Origin of the sequence: Corynebacterium ciconiae DSM 44920 (genome assembly GCF_030440575.1) — a bacterium.
Taxonomy (GTDB): domain Bacteria; phylum Actinomycetota; class Actinomycetes; order Mycobacteriales; family Mycobacteriaceae; genus Corynebacterium; species Corynebacterium ciconiae.
Genome location: NZ_CP047189.1, coordinates 312,515 through 329,126 on the forward strand (window position 1 = coordinate 312,515; position 16,612 = coordinate 329,126).

A 16,612-nucleotide genomic window follows, 5' to 3' on the forward strand; every position below is an offset into this window, starting at 1 on the left:
ATTCTGCCTTAGCCGATGCGGGTGGAATCGATATGACGAAGAGCATAAGCCCCGAAGATCCCAGCAAGAATGGTCACGCACCCTAGAGTTAGGCCCATCCCATGCCAGTCGCCCACGTATAGGCCTGCGCCGGCGATGGCTGCACCGCCGAACACGCCGATGCTTTGTCCAGCTCCATTGAGTGCAAGGATTGTGCCGCGGTGACCTTGAGCCTGCCGAACCAGCAGGGTGGTGATGCACGCTGCGATGACTGCGTGAGCTGCGGCGGTCATGCCTGTCATCGCCACTGCAATCGCAATATGCGGGGCGTAGAAGAGAAGGATGATCGAGGCTACGGCTACCCCGCAGGCGGCTAATAACAGGTACATCGCTGTGCGGTAGTTGGTGATTGAAGCAAGTAGCTTGCCGCCGCACCAATTACCCATGAAGAAGAAAAGCCCACTGGTTGTCCACACAAAGGAAAATATCCCAGGACCCACGCCGAAAGTCTCGTCGTAGTACACGGCTACATAGGACAGCTGCCCCATAAATACAGCTGTTCGCAAAAGTGAAATAGCTAGGAGGGGAAGCACTGCCGGGATGGAGGCGGCCTGTACAAAACCTTCCCGGTAACTCGGCCGTTGGTTCGCGGTGCCGTTAGTATCAAAACGAGGGGTACGCCAAAAGAAGATCGCTACAACCATGCATAGCACCGCCGTGGCGATAACATCCCCTCGCCATCCCCAGAGCAATGCTGGACCGGCAAGAACCGGAGCGGCCAGCATCGCGGTGAGTGTCATACAGGCAGAGACCATGGTTGCGGCTCGTCCCGATGATGCCTCATCCTCAAAACTATCGGCAGCCATCGCGCCAATGGCAGGGTTCAGCGTAGAGGTAGCTGCACCAACGACGAGACAGAATACGATCCACGTCGACACTTCACCGTAAGCAGCGGCTACACACGCAGCAGCTAAGGCAAGCAAGGATAAAGACGCGATGGCGCGCCGCGACATCCTATCGATGAGAGGAGCGAAGGCTAGGCCGACCAACAGAGCCGAAACTCCACCCAACCCGCGCAGTGCTCCGATCCGAGGCGCATCTGTCTCTGCGACGGCGGCAATATCAACGAGAAAGTTGCTGAAAATGGTGAAGGGAATGAGCCCAAGGGCGCCGGCGCCAAGGAGAGGCCAAATGGCCATAAACATGCGCCTGTCATTCATCTGTGGCTGTTGGGAAAAATGTGAGTTCATAGCGGTACGTATCCGTTACGTCAGAGGAGATGCGTGGTTAGTGCCTGCGGTGTATTGGAAAATCGTGCTTGATTCTGCACTGAATTGGGAAAACGGGAATGGCTCAGCGTTAAGAGATGTGACGCCGGAACCAATGAACTCGCGTACGATGGCCGCCCCGCTCTGGGCGTAGACAAGCAGGGGGATACCGAGGCGGATGCATCGAGTGCGGATTCGGTCGAACGAGCCGTCGACAAGGGTCATTCCCGTGACAATCATGGTGTCTACCTCATGCACAACATCTTCACCCTCGTCATGGACCTTCATCCCTAGGCATGTTGATATCCCACGGTCGGCTAAGACAACTGTGCAACCCTGATCAATGAGGGCACGAACGAGGGGAGTGACAACCCCCACCACGCCGACTCGTTGGCCAGGAGAGCAAGCGGCTAAGGAAACGATGGCGTTATCGCGGGCTTGAGCTCGCTCCCAAGGTGTACCTGCGGGAAGGGTGATACGAGTGCAGCTGAGATCGGAAGCGAAAGGAGAGCGATCCGCGAGGTAGGCATCCACAGCGGCTATTCGAAGTGCTGCTATGTCTGAGGCCAGAACCATCGACAATGGAGCGCCTGAGAACCCGATGGCGTCGTCGAGAGGGCAATGATCTGGAACGGAGCATGCGCCGAAGCCGCGGCCAACCCGCACAAGAAGGTAGCGGTTGGAATATACAATCGCGCTATCTGGTAGGCGAGTGCCATGTTCAAGACGGAAAACACTGCTCGCCCGCAGCTCGGGGTCGGAGGCTGTGAGCTCGGAGTTCACGCGAGAGACAAGCTCGGGGACTGAGGCCACGCTTGCGTACATAAGCGAAGCCTAGCATTAGTAGACACTATATAAAAGAGTTTTCATTTGAGAGGTGTATTAGTTCTCGGGAGAAGAGCTCCGACGTGATTGCGCAGGTGGGGCGCTTGATCGTGGGGATCCGGTGAACTATACTCGTGCAAGCTTGAAAAAGATTTTTTGGGCGGCTTGCCACCACAGTGCCTGTGTGCTGCGAGAACCAGCCTCGATTCACCACCCAGTAGGCCAGCGAGAGCGGCTGACTGGGTTTGCCGTGTCTTGAATGCCGGTGCTTGCTGTGTCAGTGCTGTGAGTGCAAGACATACAAGAGAACACCCGAAGACTACGTAGAGAGCGCGGTAGGTCCGAGACCTGCTGTGTTCACTGAGGGACTACCCTGCCGTCGTCGAGGACGATTGCGGGCGATGCCCTCGTGGAGTAGCTCCAGCACCATAGCCTCACCAAGGGAATCCAGGTAGCTGCCTATTCGACGCGCTAGTTAGATACAGAAAGAAGTTCATGCCAACTATTCAGCAGCTGGTCCGCAAGGGCCGCCATGATAAGACCGCAAAGGTGAAGACCGCGGCTCTTAAGGGCTCTCCGCAGCGCCGTGGCGTGTGCACCCGTGTGTACACCGTCGCCCCGAAGAAGCCGAACTCCGCGCTCCGTAAGGTCGCTCGTGTTCGTCTGACCTCCGGTATCGAAGTGTCCGCCTACATTCCGGGCGAGGGGCACAACCTGCAGGAGCACTCCATGGTGCTCGTGCGCGGTGGTCGTGTGAAGGACCTCCCCGGTGTTCGATACAAGATCGTGCGTGGCGCACTTGACACCCAGGGTGTGAAGGATCGCAAGCAGGCACGTTCCCGCTACGGTGCGAAGAAGGAGAAGTAAAACATGCGTAAGGGCAAGGCACCTGTACGTCCTGTAGTTAAGGACCCGATTTACAACTCCGAGCTCGTCACTCAGCTGATCAACAAGGTCCTGCTTGACGGCAAGAAGTCCACCGCCGAGCGCATCGTCTACAGCGCTCTTGAGATCTGCAAGGAAAAGACCGGTACCGATCCGGTTGGCACCTTGGAGAAGGCTATTGGCAACATCAAGCCCGACCTTGAGGTTCGCTCCCGCCGCGTGGGTGGCGCTACCTACCAGGTTCCGGTTGAGGTTCGTCCCGGCCGTGCAACCACCCTCGCACTCCGCTGGATGGTGACCTTCACCCGTCAGCGTCGCGAGCACACGATGGTTGATCGTCTCGCCAACGAGATCCTCGATGCCGCTAACGGCCTCGGTGCTTCCGTGAAGCGCCGCGAGGACACCCACAAGATGGCTGAAGCTAACCGCGCATTCGCCCACTACCGCTGGTAGTGTCAGTTTTTGTGCCCTGCTAGATCGGCGTTCCGCCAGTGGATGCAGCGCATCCCACTGGTGCGGGCGCTCTCGGTCGGCACGGGCGATGAGCCGCCATGGAGATGGCGTCGACAAGCTACTACGCGATAATCCATCGCGCGGCTAGCTGTGAATGAGACAACTGTATCCACAAGGGCGCCATTTGGCGGCCTACACCAACCAACAATTGGGGATTTACTGTGGCACAAGAAGTGCTTAAGGATCTGAAGAAGGTCCGCAACATCGGCATCATGGCCCACATCGATGCCGGTAAAACCACCACCACCGAACGTATTCTCTACTACACCGGTATTAACCGTAAGGTCGGCGAGACCCACGACGGTGCCTCCACCACTGACTGGATGGAGCAGGAGAAGGAACGCGGCATCACCATTACCTCCGCAGCAGTGACCTGCTTCTGGGAGGGTAACCAGATCAACATCATCGACACCCCGGGTCACGTTGACTTCACCGTTGAGGTGGAGCGCTCCCTGCGCGTGCTCGACGGTGCTGTTGCCGTGTTCGACGGCAAGGAAGGCGTTGAGCCGCAGTCCGAGCAGGTGTGGCGTCAGGCTGCGAAGTACGACGTTCCGCGTATCTGCTTCGTCAACAAGATGGACAAGATGGGTGCGGACTTCTACTTCACCGTCCAGACCATCGTGGACCGCTTGAACGCGAAGCCGCTCGTGATGCAGCTTCCGATCGGTGCTGAGGACGACTTCGACGGCGTTGTCGACCTGCTCGAGATGAAGGCCCTCACGTGGCGTGGCAAGACCGACATCGGTACCGAGGCTACCGTGGAGGAAATCCCGGCCGAGCTGCAGGAGAAGGCTGAAGAGTACCACGAGAAGCTGCTCGAAGCCGTAGCCGAGTCCGACGAAGAGCTCATGGAGAAGTACTTCGGTGGCGAAGAGCTGACTATGGACGAGATCAAGGGCGCCATCCGCAAGATGACCGTCAACTCTGAGATCTACCCCGTGTACTGCGGTACCGCTTACCGCAACAAGGGTGTCCAGCCGCTGCTCGACGCTGTCGTCGACTTCCTGCCGAACCCGCTCGACGTGGGCGAGGTCGTGGGCCACAAGGTGGGCGAGGAAGAGGTCAAGCTGACCCGCAAGCCCTCCGACGAGGCTCCGCTGTCCGCACTTGCCTTCAAGATCGCAGCGCACCCGTTCTTCGGTAAGCTCACCTTCATCCGCGTGTACTCCGGTACCGCTGAACCGGGCGAGCAGGTCCTGAACTCCACCAAGGACCGCAAGGAGCGCATCGGTAAGATGTTCCAGATGCACGCCAACAAGGAGAACCCTGTTGAGAAGGCGCACGCTGGTAACATCTACGCGTTCATTGGCCTGAAGGAGACCACCACCGGTGACACTCTCTGTAACGCCAACGAGCCGATCATCCTCGAGTCCATGGACTTCCCGGATCCCGTGATCCAGGTGGCTATCGAGCCGAAGTCCAAGGCTGACCAGGAGAAGCTGGGTACCGCTATCCAGAAGCTGGCCGAAGAGGACCCGACCTTCACCGTGAACCTGGACGAGGAGTCCGGCCAGACCGTCATCGGCGGTATGGGCGAGCTCCACCTCGACGTGCTGGTTGACCGCATGAAGCGCGAGTTCAAGGTCGAGGCTAACGTTGGTGCTCCGCAGGTGGCCTACCGCGAGACTATCCGCAAGCCCGTGGAGAAGCTCGAGTACACCCACAAGAAGCAGACCGGTGGTTCCGGTCAGTTCGCGAAGGTCATCCTCTCCATCGAGCCTTATGCACCCGATGCTGAGGAGCTCGAAGAGGGCGAGTCCGCAACCTACGCATTCGACAACCAGGTCACCGGTGGCCGCATCCCGAAGGAGTACATCCCTTCCGTGGACGCCGGTATCCAGGACGCCATGCAGTACGGTTACCTCGCCGGCTTCCCGCTGGTGAACATCAAGGCAACCCTGCTCGACGGCCAGTACCACGAGGTTGACTCCTCCGAAATGGCCTTCAAGCTCGCCGGTTCCCAGGCGCTGAAGGAAGCCGTGGCCAAGGCAAAGCCCGCCCTGCTCGAGCCGCTGATGGCCGTCGAGGTCATCACCCCCGAGGAGTACATGGGCGAGGTTATTGGCGACATCAACTCCCGCCGTGGCCAGGTTCAGTCCATGGACGACCGCTCCGGCGCGAAGGTCGTCAAGGCACTGGTTCCGCTGTCCCAGATGTTTGGTTACGTTGGTGACCTCCGTTCGAAGACCCAGGGTCGTGCAAACTACACCATGATCTTCGATTCCTACGCTGAGGTTCCCACCAACGTGGCGCAGGACATCATCGCTGAGCGCACCGGCGCCTAAACACCGCCAGCTCGGTTCCTCGCGAGGTGCATGCCAGACCTCGCTGGGAACGGCAGGTAGCGGCCCGCTGAGCGGGAGAGTGCGACCGCGCTCGCAGATCCCCGTTGAGCAGGCCGTTACCTGCACAGGCTCGCTAGCATTCGTGGCCCCATCCATAAAGGAAAGGGTGCAGGGTGCTGGCAGGCCCGATAGGGAAGTGATGATGGTTTGAAATCTGCCATCACCACACCTATTATCTTGTAACTGGCAATAAATGTCCCGCTATATCTTCCTAGGCGAATGCAACCGCGTGTACCCTAGGGGGTCATAGCTAACAACTTGTGGCTGCGAGAGTCGTAGCCACCGCGAAGTCCAGGAGGACACAGAAGTGGCAAAGGCTAAGTTCGAGCGTACTAAGCCGCACGTAAACATTGGTACCATTGGTCACGTTGACCACGGTAAGACCACCACCACCGCAGCCATCACCAAGGTTCTGGCCGAGAAGTTCCCGGACCTGAACGAGGCTTCCGCTTTCGAGGCGATTGACAACGCCCCCGAGGAGCGCGAGCGCGGTATTACCATTAACGTTTCTCACGTTGAGTACGAGACCGAGAAGCGCCACTACGCACACGTGGACGCCCCCGGCCACGCCGACTACATCAAGAACATGATTACCGGCGCTGCTCAGATGGACGGCGCAATCCTCGTGGTTGCCGCTACCGACGGCCCCATGCCGCAGACCCGTGAGCACGTGCTTCTCGCCCGTCAGGTGGGTGTGCCCTCCATCCTCGTTGCACTGAACAAGTGCGACATGGTGGATGACGAGGAAATCGTCGAGCTCGTCGAGATGGAGGTCCGCGAGCTGCTGGCCGACCAGGAGTACGACGAGGAAGCTCCCATCGTTCACATCTCCGCTCTGAAGGCTCTCGAGGGCGACCAGAAGTGGGTTGACTCCATTGCCGAGCTCATGCAGGCCTGCGATGACTTCATCCCGGATCCGGTCCGTGAGACCGACAAGCCCTTCCTGATGCCGATCGAGGACATCTTCACCATCACCGGCCGCGGCACCGTGGTTACCGGTCGTGTGGAGCGTGGCCAGCTGAACGTCAACGACGAGGTCGAGATCCTGGGTATCCGCGAGAAGTCCCAGAAGACCACCGTCACCGGTATCGAGATGTTCCGCAAGATGATGGACTACACCGAGGCTGGCGACAACTGTGGTCTGCTTCTCCGTGGTACCAAGCGCGAGGACGTCGAGCGTGGCCAGATTGTGGCCAAGCCGGGCGCCTACACCCCCCACACCCAGTTCGAGGGTTCCGTCTACGTCCTGTCCAAGGACGAGGGCGGCCGCCACACCCCGTTCTTCGACAACTACCGTCCGCAGTTCTACTTCCGCACCACCGACGTTACCGGTGTTGTGAAGCTCCCCGACGGCGTCGAGATGGTTATGCCTGGCGACAACGTTGACATGTCCGTCGAGCTGATCCAGCCCGTCGCCATGGACGAGGGTCTGCGCTTCGCTATCCGTGAGGGTGGCCGCACCGTGGGCGCTGGTCGTGTTACCAAGATCATCAAGTAATGATCTTCCCGCACTAGTCAGCACATCGTTGTTTGGCTAAGCGAAGTTGATCCCCCTAGGTAATTACCTAGGGGGATTTTCTCATGCCCTCTTGCTGGTGGCGGTTATAGTAGTGGTTTCGCTGTTTCACGGTGCCCCACGCGTGTGAAGAGAGCCGTCGGTGTGTTTCTTCCGCGTGGGTGCTCGCTGCTCCAGGCGAGACGCTCACTCGGCGGTGGATCTCCTGTGGTCGGTGGCTCTTCGCTAAGAGGGGCGCACAGTGCGAAACGTAGGGCGATGTAGAGAGCGCGCCTAGACGACGGGGACCAGCCCTAGTGGATTGAGTGCTTTCGTTACGCTGTGCCAGTCATTGAAGCGTTCCGCGGCGAGATACACTGCACACTGTTTGGCTCTCAGCTGTACCACGGAGTCTAGGCGCCTCCTTGTACATGCCCTGCGATTGGGGTGTCTGCGACCTTAGGTGGTTCAACGGAGTGATCGTCCGAGTTTTCTGTTGAAACGATGCCCTAGAGCTCCCCTTTTTTTATACGAAAGAGCGCCCCTCCAAAGATCAGTGAAGGGGCGCGTAGCACGGGGTGTAGCTTGAAGAACTGCGCGTGCTGCGATGTGCTGGTTACTGGCAGCCGTGTGAGAGTCCTACACGGTGCTATTGGTTGAGATGCGCCGCTGGTTGGGCAGCATCTCGAGGACGTAGCGGATCGTGATCTTGGTTTCCGGAAGAGCTTCGTCTAGGCTCTGGCGGACAGAGTCGAGTTCCTGTAGGAGTCCGCTCTGAAGCGCTGCTGGCTTGGCCAAGATCTTAAATTGCATGGTCGGTTCGGAGCGATCGAAATACACCTTGGTGCGCACGCGCTCCACCCCATCGATGGATTCGATGGAATCGGCGGCAGCGTCGGCAAGGTCGGCGACCTCGACGCTGATGCGTCCGTGCAGATCCTCGGAGCCACCCAAACCAATCCCGGCTGCGCTCACGGAATCCTGCGAGGCGATACCGCGGGAGAAACGGTGGGTGCGTAGGTTAGCGATCACCAGTGGTAGGCCGATGAGTACCGCCACTGCGATGGTCACAGCCAGACCAATGATCCAGCCTGTGCCTTCGACGGTGTCGGGCCAATTGGATACATTCACCCTGTCGAAGATGTCTTGTGCCCATTGGGCATCAAAGAGCGATCCAATAAATGGTGCTGCGAGCGCGCCGAGTAGGAGCGCCACGATGAACACCACGAGACGGTCGATGAAAGATAGGCGGGTTGTCATCTAGCTTTCCTTTCCGTCGTTGTGGGTGGTGATCTTCAGGTTCATGCTGGAAGCGATGGCATTGACGTGCTTTTCCTCTTCGGCGCGCAGCTTATCCAGTGCGGCCTGGTCGGCGAAGTCCGTTTGCACCTGCACGGCAGCCTTGCGCTTGCGCACGGTGCTCTCTGCAGCTCGCACCCCGGGCACTCCGAGGGCGGTGGCGGTGAGCAGCCGGGCGAAGTCCACGCGACGAATACGCAGGGTGGTGTCCCCATAGTTGTATTCGAGGTGCGTGGTGGGGCGGGGCTTGATCACAATGAACAACAGGATCAGGGCGATGGCGGCGCAGGCGCCGGCGGCGGCAAACATCCACGTTGCCCACTGGTCCACATCGCGGAGATAGCTAAGAACCGGCTCGATCCAGCTTGTCTGGTTAGTGTCAGACAGCAGGACCCAGAGTTCTCGGCCGGCGCAGACACCAGCGGCGATGAGGAGCAGACCGATGAAGATTGCTACTCCGCGTGCTGCGGGTTGTGCTTTCATCGTGCGGACCTCCTTTTTGTGCTGGGCTGGTAGACCGCGCTGCGGTTAACCACGGGTCGAATAGTGGGCTTTTGCGGGTTACGACGCGGTTCGATGAGGCGCGGCCGCTTCGGGGCGCTCGGGCGGTAGGGCTCGATGGGCTTCGGCTTGCGTACCTCCACCACCGGCAGCTTCCGTGCCTGCACAGCAGTTGTGCGTGTGCGCTTCGGCGCCGATGGGCGGATAGGTTGAATCGGCTGCGGCCGTTGAGCCGAGCGAACCGAGACGCTATTGACGCGCACGGGCGTGGTTTCGCGACGCGGCGTCACACGCGGCGAGTGCGGAGCGGCGCGCTTGGGCGCACGCACCGGCACAGCTGTTACTCCCTTGGGCGCGGTCACCTTCAGGGCCTCACGGCGCTGCGGCTTTGTCACCTGGCGAGGCGTAGCACTTGGCGTGACATCGATCGGCAGAAGTGGTGCCCGTTCGGCAACCTTAATGTCTGTCAGCGCTGTGCTGCGCTTATCGACGCTCACCTCACGGCCCTTCACCCCGGGGTAGAAGTCTGAGGTCGTGATGGCATCAAGCTCGGCGGGGCGACGATTGACGATCTCCACCGGGGTGGGGACCGGATCGTACTGACGCAGCTGCTCCAATGTCAGAGGCTGCTCGCCACGCACCACGGTGCCAACGACCACGGAGACTGATTCACAGTCGTAGTCGAGATAGGTCTTCACCGCGCCGGCGATCGCGCGGCGAGCCATCTCTGCCACGGAGGTCACCGGGGCAGGGAAGGAGCAGGCGATGAAGGCCTCCACAGAGACTGTGCGGTACTCGGTGTCCACGATGGCGTCGATGCGCGGGAAGCTGCGGCGGCCCAAGCGTTCGAGCTTGACCGTTCCGGGAACAGTGTCCAGCGCCTCGGAGATGATCGTGCGGGTGACGCGTTCGTCGATGCGGGTGCGGCCGCGGCCATCAGTAGTACTGGGGGCCGTCACGTGCTATCCCCTTCCGCGATTGTTCACGGAGTCGAATGCGCGTCGCAGATCGATCTCGCCACTGAAGTGTGATCCGAGGACGCCGCCGAGGGCGCCCAGCGCGAGCGCAAGGAAGAAACCGCCCCAGCCACCGAGAATGCCGGCGAAGGCAAGCGCGAGGCCAATGACGATTCCGAGTTCAAATTTACTCATGGAATGTGTCCTTGAAGTTGAGATTTAAAGGGGTTCAGGCCCTTGAGTGATGTATAAGGGAGAACCCGCTACGCGGCGACGTCGGCGATGGTGACATCGATGGCGCCAGAGACATAGGTGGATGCGATCTCGCGGCAACGCTGTGCCACGCCCTCCAGATCGGAGAGAGCATCCTTGGTGACCACGATGTGGATTTCTAGTCGCTGGTCGTCGTTATCGTTCGTGCGCTGAGTCAGGCCCGGGTAACGGGCGCCGGGAAACAGCAACGCAATCTGCCCGTATCGCCCGGAGTGGAGGGAATCAACCCCGTCCACTCCGAGGAGAACATCGCTCAGTTCTGCCGCGTGAGTCTGGTCAAGACGGTGCGGTGTATGAGACATAGTGAAGGTATGAACGCTGAAAACAGTCGGTTCTTAGACGCGTTTAGTTAACGCGAGGAGCGGCCTGCTCCTCCTCGTCCTCGTCGTCCTCCTTGGGCAGGTGCACATCGTGAACCACAACGTTGACCTCGGTGACCTTCAGTCCGGTCATGGACTCGACGGCGTCGATAACGTTCTGGCGGATAGCCTCAGCCAGCTCGTGGATGGCTACGCCGTACTCGGCGATGATGGCGACGTCGGCAGCAGCCTCGGTCTCGCCAACCTCAACGTCCACGCCCTGGCGAACGTCGGTGCCAGCATTGAAGGAGTCACGCAGAGCGCCGACCATACGGGCAGCGCCGCCGCCCAGATCGTGCACACCGGAGACCTCGCGGGCAGCAATGCCGGCGATCTTGGCAACGACCACGTCGTCGATGCTGGTGCGGCCGCGCTGGGTGTCCAAAGCGGAGTCGTTCTGAACGTCGATGTCGGTGCTGGTCTTCTTCTCGTTCTCAGCCATGAGAGATTCTCCTTGTAAAAATATCGAAAGATTCTGTGCCAGACGCTGAACTCACCGAAGAAATCCATTCTTCATTGGTGGGCTGCTCCTCTGTTCTCACAGGGGCGGCGGCGACCGGCGATGCTGCGGACTCGTAAAATAAGGCCGCTCTCGCCATCATAGACCTAACCTGCTGGTTTGGCATCCTACGACAGGTATCAGTTCCGTAACGATAAAATAAATATATCCACCGAAATGATATTTAGCCCACATATTAGGAATTGGCTGATCCTTAGCGCTCTATTTCTCATCTAGCCCCATGTGGGCGTTAAATGTGTCCGAAAAACAGATAACCCTCCACTACCGTGTGGGTAGTAGAGGGTGTGTGGTGCTCTTGGGTGGGAGTGACCCCTACCCGAAGAGTGGGAAGCTGCTGGGGTCGGAGAAAGAGTTCACCAGCAGGACCGTGCCGCCGGACAGGGCGCCGATCACGTGGCGCTTGCCGTCCGGGCCGGCCACGTGGAGCGGGCCACCGGAGTCGCCCTGGATGGTGGGAACCACGGCCACAACGGTGGAGGAGTCGGGATCGGAGTACACGATCACACCGCACGTGCGGCCCAAGGAACCGCCCTCCTGGCACGCAGTGCGTCCAACAAGGTCCGGGGTGATGGCCTGAGGCTCGCCCAGCGCCCACGGGGAGTTCCACGCATCGTAGAAGGGATTGCCCTTCACCAGCTCGCTCAAGATCGGGCGGTGGTGGGAGTAGGAGTGAATGGTGGTGGAGTCATAGTCCACACCTGGGGCGAGAGGGAAGACTGCCACGTCCTGTACCTGCGGGGGCAGCAGCTGGTTGTTCTCGCCGTAGAAGGTCTTCAGCTCAGCAAGTTCAGCATCGGTGGCCAGCATCTGGTCATCACCGGCGGACTTCACGGACACCACATCGGCTTCCTCGAAGCAGTGCCCGGCAGTGACGCCCCACGGCCGGCCGTTGTTATCCTCGCGGATGTCAGTGAGGGTGCAGCCGAAGGTCTTGTCGTCCGAGGTCTTCAGCAAGATGGAATCGCCAGCGTGTGTAGTGGCACCGGCGACTGGGGTGAATACAGCGGCAGCGGCCATGACGCCGGCGGCGACAGTGGCGAAAAAGCGGGAGGTCTTCACGGTTTTCTCTTCTCTGAGTAACTGAGGGGTGTACACCCAGGTCATGGTCTCTCCCTCCGGTTCTTCGTGGGAGGCCCTGAGGTAGCGGCGCCCCAGATGTGGCGACCACGCCCCAGTTAAGAAAGGGGAGTGTGGTGGTGTCGCCGCCATCCAAGAACAATTGTTGACGGAGTGGAGTCTCTCGCGCCGATGCAGTGATCGACACGTTGGCTGAAACGATACAGGATCACGAAACGTTACATCGGCCTAACGCTCGCCGTCGTCCCGAGTGGTGGCGGGGTAGGGGTAGCGTCAACACACAAGCGCGACGAAGAAGAAAAATCGGCAACTACTTGCGCTTATCTTCCACGCTGTGTTTTAATACTTGAGTTGCCTTAACACGGCGGCGTCACAAAACTGCCTTCTAGCAGGGTGGATAAGTGGGCGCTGGCGCTGGTGGGGCAAGCATGAACCACCTTCTGTCGCGAGGCTTTTCATAGTCACGCGATAGTGAGATGGAGTCCGCGCACAAGGTTGCGCGGAGACCGGATCGCGAAGAAGGGGCATGGTAAGTAAACAGCGGCAGTATGGAAACCGGATGATATATCCCTTCCAACTTGGATAACTACGGTCATTGTCTCGCTCTCATCCCAGTGTGAACCAGGGGGTGCGGAACTAGCACGTAGGGATACAAAGCACTGGGCGTGATGTTTGCATCATGCACCCAACTTTCTTTCCTACTTTGTGAGAAACCGACAAGTAACACTGGCGTTGCGACCAGCCCCAACTGACCGGCCGGACAACGTTATAGAGAACATGAAAGCGATTCCCACCACTCGAATTCGATGTGGGACAAGCGAGGAAGAGGATTAGCGTGGCGGGACAAAAAATCCGCATTCGACTCAAGGCCTATGACCATGAGGCGATCGATGCGTCTGCACGCAAGATCGTGGAGACGGTCACCCGCACAGGCGCCCGTGTTGTCGGCCCTGTGCCACTGCCCACTGAAAAGAACGTGTACGCCGTTATTCGTTCTCCCCACAAGTACAAGGACTCTCGCGAGCACTTCGAGATGCGCACGCACAAGCGCCTGATCGATATCCTCGACCCGACGCCGAAGACGGTTGATGCCCTCATGCGCATCGATCTGCCGGCCAGCGTCGACGTGAACATTCAGTGATCGACGAAACTTTTTGGCACGGAGAATAGATAATGAGTGAACAAGAGATCAAGGGCATTCTGGGTACTAAGCTCGGCATGACCCAGGTCTTCGACGAGGATAACCGCGTTGTGCCGGTGACCGTCGTTGAGGCTGGGCCCTGCGTGGTTACCCAGATCCGAACCGTTGAAACCGATGGCTACAACGCCATCCAGATCGCCTATGGCGACATCGACCCTCGCAAGGTGAACAAGCCTGGCGCTGGTCACTTCAAGAAAGCTGGCGTTACCCCTCGCCGCCACCTCACCGAGATTCGTCTCGACGATGTGAGCGGATATGAGGTTGGCCAGGACGTGACCGTGGAGATCTTCGAAGGCATTGACTTCGTGGATGTCACCGGCACCTCCAAGGGCCACGGCTTCGCCGGCGGTATGAAGCGTCACGGCTTTGCTGGCCAGGGCGCAGCCCACGGTAACCAGGCCGCCCACCGCCGCGTCGGTGGCATCGGTGCCTGCGCTACCCCGGGTCGCGTTTTCAAGGGCAAGCGCATGGCTGGGCGCATGGGTAACAACCGCGTCACCACCCAGAACCTGAAGGTTCAGAAGATCGACGCCGATTCCAACCTGTTGCTCATCAAGGGTGCTATCCCTGGTGTACGCGGTGGAATCGTAACCGTTAAGACCGCAGTGAAGGGCGGTGCACACGCATGACCAATCTAAAGCTTGACGTCCACACCGCTGATGGTGGCACCGACGGCCAGGTTGAGCTGCCTGCATCCATCTTCGACCAGGAGGCCAGCATTGCGCTGATGCACCAGGTCGTGAACGCACAGCTCGCCGCTAAGCGTCAGGGCACTCACTCCACCAAGACCCGCGGCGAGGTCCGCGGCGGTGGTAAGAAGCCGTGGCGTCAGAAGGGCACCGGCCGTGCTCGCCAGGGTTCGATCCGTGCTCCGCACTGGACCGGTGGCGGCATTGTCCACGGCCCCAAGCCGCGTAACTACGCTCAGCGCACCCCGAAGAAGATGATCGCCGCTGCTCTGCGTGGCGCTCTCTCGGACCGCGCTCGCCACGACCGCATTCACGTGGTCTCCGAGCTCGTGCCGGGCCAGGTGCCTTCCACCAAGAAGGCCAAGGGCTTCCTCGAGCGTCTCACCGACCGTCGCCAGATCCTAGTTGTCGTGACCCGCGAGGACATCACCGCGCGCAAGTCCGTCAACAACCTGCCGAACGTTCGCACTCTCGTCGCCGATCAGCTCAACACCTACGATGTGTTGTACTCCGACGACGTCGTGTTCTCGGTTGAGGCACTGAACGCCTTCGTGACCCGCGCACAGCGCGTCGAGAAGGAGGAGAAGTAATGGCTAAGATCGCCAATCCCCGCGACATCATCATCGCTCCGGTTGTCTCCGAGAAGTCGTATGAGTTGATGGAGCAGAACACCTACACCTTCCTCGTTGACCCCCGCGCCAACAAGCGCGCTATCGGTCACGCCATCGAGGAGATCTTCGGTGTGAAGGTGGCTCGCGTCAACACCGCCAACCGTCAGGGTAAGCGTAAGCGCACCCGCACCGGCGGCTACGGCCAGCGCAAGGCAACCAAGCGCGCCTACGTGACTCTGCGCGAAGGCAGCGACGCAATCGACATCTTCGGCGGTTCGGCCGCGTAAACCGCGAGTCGAGACATTAAGGACTGAGAAAGTATGGCTATTCGTAAGTACAAGCCGACTACGCCGGGTCGCCGTCAGAGCTCTGTCTCCCAGTTCGAGGAAATTACTCGTTCCACCCCGGAGAAGTCTCTGCTGCGCCCGCTGAGCAAGACCGGTGGCCGTAACGTACACGGTCACATCACCGTTCGCCACAAGGGCGGCGGACACAAGCGTCGTTACCGCGTGATTGACTTCCGTCGTAACGACAAGGACGGTATTCCGGCCAAGGTCGCTCACATCGAGTACGACCCGAACCGTACCGCCAACATCGCTCTGCTTCACTACGCCGATGGCGAGAAGCGCTACATCGTGGCGCCGAAGAATCTGAAGCAGCACGCGATTGTTGAATCCGGCCCCAACGCTGATATCAAGCCCGGCAACAACCTGCCGCTGCGCAACATCCCGACCGGTACCACCATTCACTGCGTGGAGCTGAAGCCGGGCGCTGGTGCCAAGCTGGCTCGTTCCGCTGGTGCCTCGATCCAGCTGCTCGGTAAGGAAGGAAAGTACGCCGTGCTGCGTATGCCCTCCTCCGAGATTCGTCGCGTGGATGTGCGCTGCCGCGCCACCATCGGCGAGGTCGGAAACCAGGATCAGATCAACATCCGCTGGGGTAAGGCCGGCCGCATGCGCTGGAAGGGCGTGCGTCCTACCGTCCGCGGTGTCGTGATGAACCCGGTTGACCACCCGCACGGTGGTGGTGAAGGCCGCACCTCTGGTGGTCGCCACCCCGTGTCGCCTTGGGGTAAGAAGGAAGTTCGTACCCGCAAGCCGAACCGTTACAGCAACGACATGATCGTTCGCCGTCGTCGTTCCAACAAGAAGCGTTAAGAGGAGGGAATTTAGATGCCACGTAGCCTGAAGAAGGGCCCGTTCGTCGATGAGCACCTCCTCAACAAGGTGGATGTTCAGAACGAAAACGGTACCAAGAAGGTAATCAAGACCTGGTCTCGTCGTTCCACCATTCTTCCTGATTTCATCGGTCACACCTTCGCCGTCCATGACGGTCGTAAGCACGTGCCGGTGTTCGTGGATGATTCCATGGTGGGCCACAAGCTGGGCGAGTTCGCACCGACCAAGACCTTCAAGGGTCACGTCAAGGATGACAAGAAGGGACGTAGGTAAGCGATGAGTGACCAAATCACTACCGCCCGCGCTACCGCGCGCTTCGTCCGGGTCTCCCCGATGAAGGCACGCCGTGTCGTGGACCTGGTCCGCGGCAAGTCCGTGTCCGAAGCACTCGCGATCCTGAAGTACGCCCCGCAGGGCGCTTCCGAGCCGGTCGCGAAGGTCGTTGCTTCCGCCGCGGCTAACGCAGAAAACAACTTTGGTCTGGACCCGAAGACCCTGGTGATCTCCCAGGCATGGGCAGACGAAGGCCCGACCATGCGCCGGATCCGTCCGCGCGCCCAGGGTCGTGCTTTCCAAGTTCGCAAGCGCACCAGCCACATCACCGTGGTTGTCGAGAGCCAGAAGGAAGGTGCCTAAGC

Annotated in this window: 20 protein-coding genes; 11 read left to right on the forward strand and 9 right to left on the reverse strand. The window is 59.7% G+C overall.

Annotated features, from left to right (window positions below):
* Positions 1 to 8 precede the first annotated feature (8 nt).
* Together CCICO_RS01300 and CCICO_RS01305 are read right to left on the reverse strand one after the other, a co-directional pair.
* On the reverse strand, positions 9 to 1,229 hold the full coding sequence (locus CCICO_RS01300) for an MFS transporter (RefSeq protein ID WP_040357159.1): 1,221 nt from the start codon (positions 1,227 to 1,229) through the stop codon (positions 9 to 11).
* Between the two features lie 15 nt (positions 1,230 to 1,244).
* Positions 1,245 to 2,072: a Rossmann-like domain-containing protein gene (locus CCICO_RS01305; protein WP_083878219.1), complete on the reverse strand. Its 828-nt coding sequence runs from the start codon at positions 2,070 to 2,072 to the stop codon at positions 1,245 to 1,247.
* Between the two features lie 495 nt (positions 2,073 to 2,567).
* On the opposite strand from CCICO_RS01305, the gene rpsL reads away from it, so the two are divergent.
* From rpsL to tuf, 4 genes are all read left to right on the forward strand, one after another.
* Entirely contained in the window at positions 2,568 to 2,939 is a 372-nt protein-coding gene (gene rpsL / locus CCICO_RS01310; protein ID WP_018018647.1) for a 30S ribosomal protein S12, read from the forward strand.
* Positions 2,940 to 2,942: 3 nt separating this feature from the next.
* Positions 2,943 to 3,410: a 30S ribosomal protein S7 gene (rpsG, locus tag CCICO_RS01315; protein ID WP_018018648.1), complete on the forward strand. Its 468-nt coding sequence runs from the start codon at positions 2,943 to 2,945 to the stop codon at positions 3,408 to 3,410.
* 221 nt (positions 3,411 to 3,631) lie between these two features.
* Positions 3,632 to 5,755: an elongation factor G gene (gene fusA / locus CCICO_RS01320; RefSeq protein WP_018018649.1), complete on the forward strand. Its 2,124-nt coding sequence runs from the start codon at positions 3,632 to 3,634 to the stop codon at positions 5,753 to 5,755.
* Between the two features lie 367 nt (positions 5,756 to 6,122).
* Entirely contained in the window at positions 6,123 to 7,313 is a 1,191-nt protein-coding gene (gene tuf, locus CCICO_RS01325; RefSeq protein WP_018018650.1) for an elongation factor Tu, read from the forward strand.
* A gap of 636 nt (positions 7,314 to 7,949) precedes the next feature.
* Here the strand turns inward: tuf and CCICO_RS01330 are convergent.
* The 7 genes from CCICO_RS01330 to CCICO_RS01360 all read right to left on the reverse strand — a co-directional run bounded on the left by CCICO_RS01330 (position 7,950) and on the right by CCICO_RS01360 (position 12,277).
* Complete coding sequence (locus CCICO_RS01330; protein WP_018018651.1) at positions 7,950 to 8,570, reverse strand: hypothetical protein; 621 nt, start codon at positions 8,568 to 8,570, stop codon at positions 7,950 to 7,952.
* The gene (locus CCICO_RS01335; RefSeq protein WP_018018652.1) at positions 8,571 to 9,092 is read right to left on the reverse strand and encodes a DUF6286 domain-containing protein; all 522 of its coding nucleotides are present in this window, start codon (positions 9,090 to 9,092) and stop codon (positions 8,571 to 8,573) included. It lies immediately after the preceding gene.
* Positions 9,089 to 10,069 carry an Asp23/Gls24 family envelope stress response protein gene (locus tag CCICO_RS01340; protein WP_018018653.1) on the reverse strand — a complete coding sequence of 327 codons (981 nt, stop codon included), beginning with the start codon at positions 10,067 to 10,069 and terminating at the stop codon, positions 9,089 to 9,091. Before CCICO_RS01340 ends, CCICO_RS01335 begins: the two co-directional genes overlap by 4 nt.
* A gap of 3 nt (positions 10,070 to 10,072) precedes the next feature.
* Positions 10,073 to 10,261, reverse strand: coding sequence for a hypothetical protein (locus CCICO_RS01345; protein ID WP_018018654.1), 189 nt, complete (start codon positions 10,259 to 10,261; stop codon positions 10,073 to 10,075).
* A gap of 68 nt (positions 10,262 to 10,329) precedes the next feature.
* Entirely contained in the window at positions 10,330 to 10,641 is a 312-nt protein-coding gene (locus CCICO_RS01350) for a hypothetical protein (protein WP_018018655.1), read from the reverse strand.
* Positions 10,642 to 10,684: 43 nt separating this feature from the next.
* The gene (locus CCICO_RS01355; RefSeq protein ID WP_018018656.1) at positions 10,685 to 11,140 is read right to left on the reverse strand and encodes an Asp23/Gls24 family envelope stress response protein; all 456 of its coding nucleotides are present in this window, start codon (positions 11,138 to 11,140) and stop codon (positions 10,685 to 10,687) included.
* Positions 11,141 to 11,530: 390 nt separating this feature from the next.
* Complete coding sequence (locus tag CCICO_RS01360) at positions 11,531 to 12,277, reverse strand: trypsin-like serine protease (RefSeq protein ID WP_301354714.1); 747 nt, start codon at positions 12,275 to 12,277, stop codon at positions 11,531 to 11,533.
* A gap of 853 nt (positions 12,278 to 13,130) precedes the next feature.
* On the opposite strand from CCICO_RS01360, the gene rpsJ reads away from it, so the two are divergent.
* From rpsJ to rplV, 7 genes are read left to right on the forward strand one after another with little or no spacing between them, the layout of a single operon-like run.
* Positions 13,131 to 13,436 (forward strand): 30S ribosomal protein S10, encoded by a 306-nt coding sequence (gene rpsJ, locus CCICO_RS01365; protein ID WP_003854291.1) that lies wholly within the window; start codon positions 13,131 to 13,133, stop codon positions 13,434 to 13,436.
* A gap of 32 nt (positions 13,437 to 13,468) precedes the next feature.
* Entirely contained in the window at positions 13,469 to 14,125 is a 657-nt protein-coding gene (rplC, locus tag CCICO_RS01370) for a 50S ribosomal protein L3 (protein ID WP_018018658.1), read from the forward strand.
* A complete protein-coding gene (rplD, locus tag CCICO_RS01375; protein ID WP_018018659.1) occupies positions 14,122 to 14,775 on the forward strand; it encodes a 50S ribosomal protein L4 in 654 nt (217 codons plus the stop codon). The genes rplC and rplD overlap by 4 nt, the downstream gene beginning before the upstream one ends.
* Positions 14,775 to 15,083 (forward strand): 50S ribosomal protein L23, encoded by a 309-nt coding sequence (gene rplW, locus CCICO_RS01380; RefSeq protein WP_018018660.1) that lies wholly within the window; start codon positions 14,775 to 14,777, stop codon positions 15,081 to 15,083. Before rplD ends, rplW begins: the two co-directional genes overlap by 1 nt.
* A gap of 33 nt (positions 15,084 to 15,116) precedes the next feature.
* Positions 15,117 to 15,953, forward strand: coding sequence for a 50S ribosomal protein L2 (gene rplB / locus CCICO_RS01385; RefSeq protein ID WP_018018661.1), 837 nt, complete (start codon positions 15,117 to 15,119; stop codon positions 15,951 to 15,953).
* A gap of 15 nt (positions 15,954 to 15,968) precedes the next feature.
* Positions 15,969 to 16,247, forward strand: a complete 279-nt coding sequence (gene rpsS / locus CCICO_RS01390) for a 30S ribosomal protein S19 (RefSeq protein ID WP_018018662.1) — start codon at positions 15,969 to 15,971, stop codon at positions 16,245 to 16,247.
* A gap of 3 nt (positions 16,248 to 16,250) precedes the next feature.
* A complete protein-coding gene (gene rplV / locus CCICO_RS01395) occupies positions 16,251 to 16,610 on the forward strand; it encodes a 50S ribosomal protein L22 (protein ID WP_018018663.1) in 360 nt (119 codons plus the stop codon).
* Positions 16,611 to 16,612 lie beyond the last annotated feature (2 nt).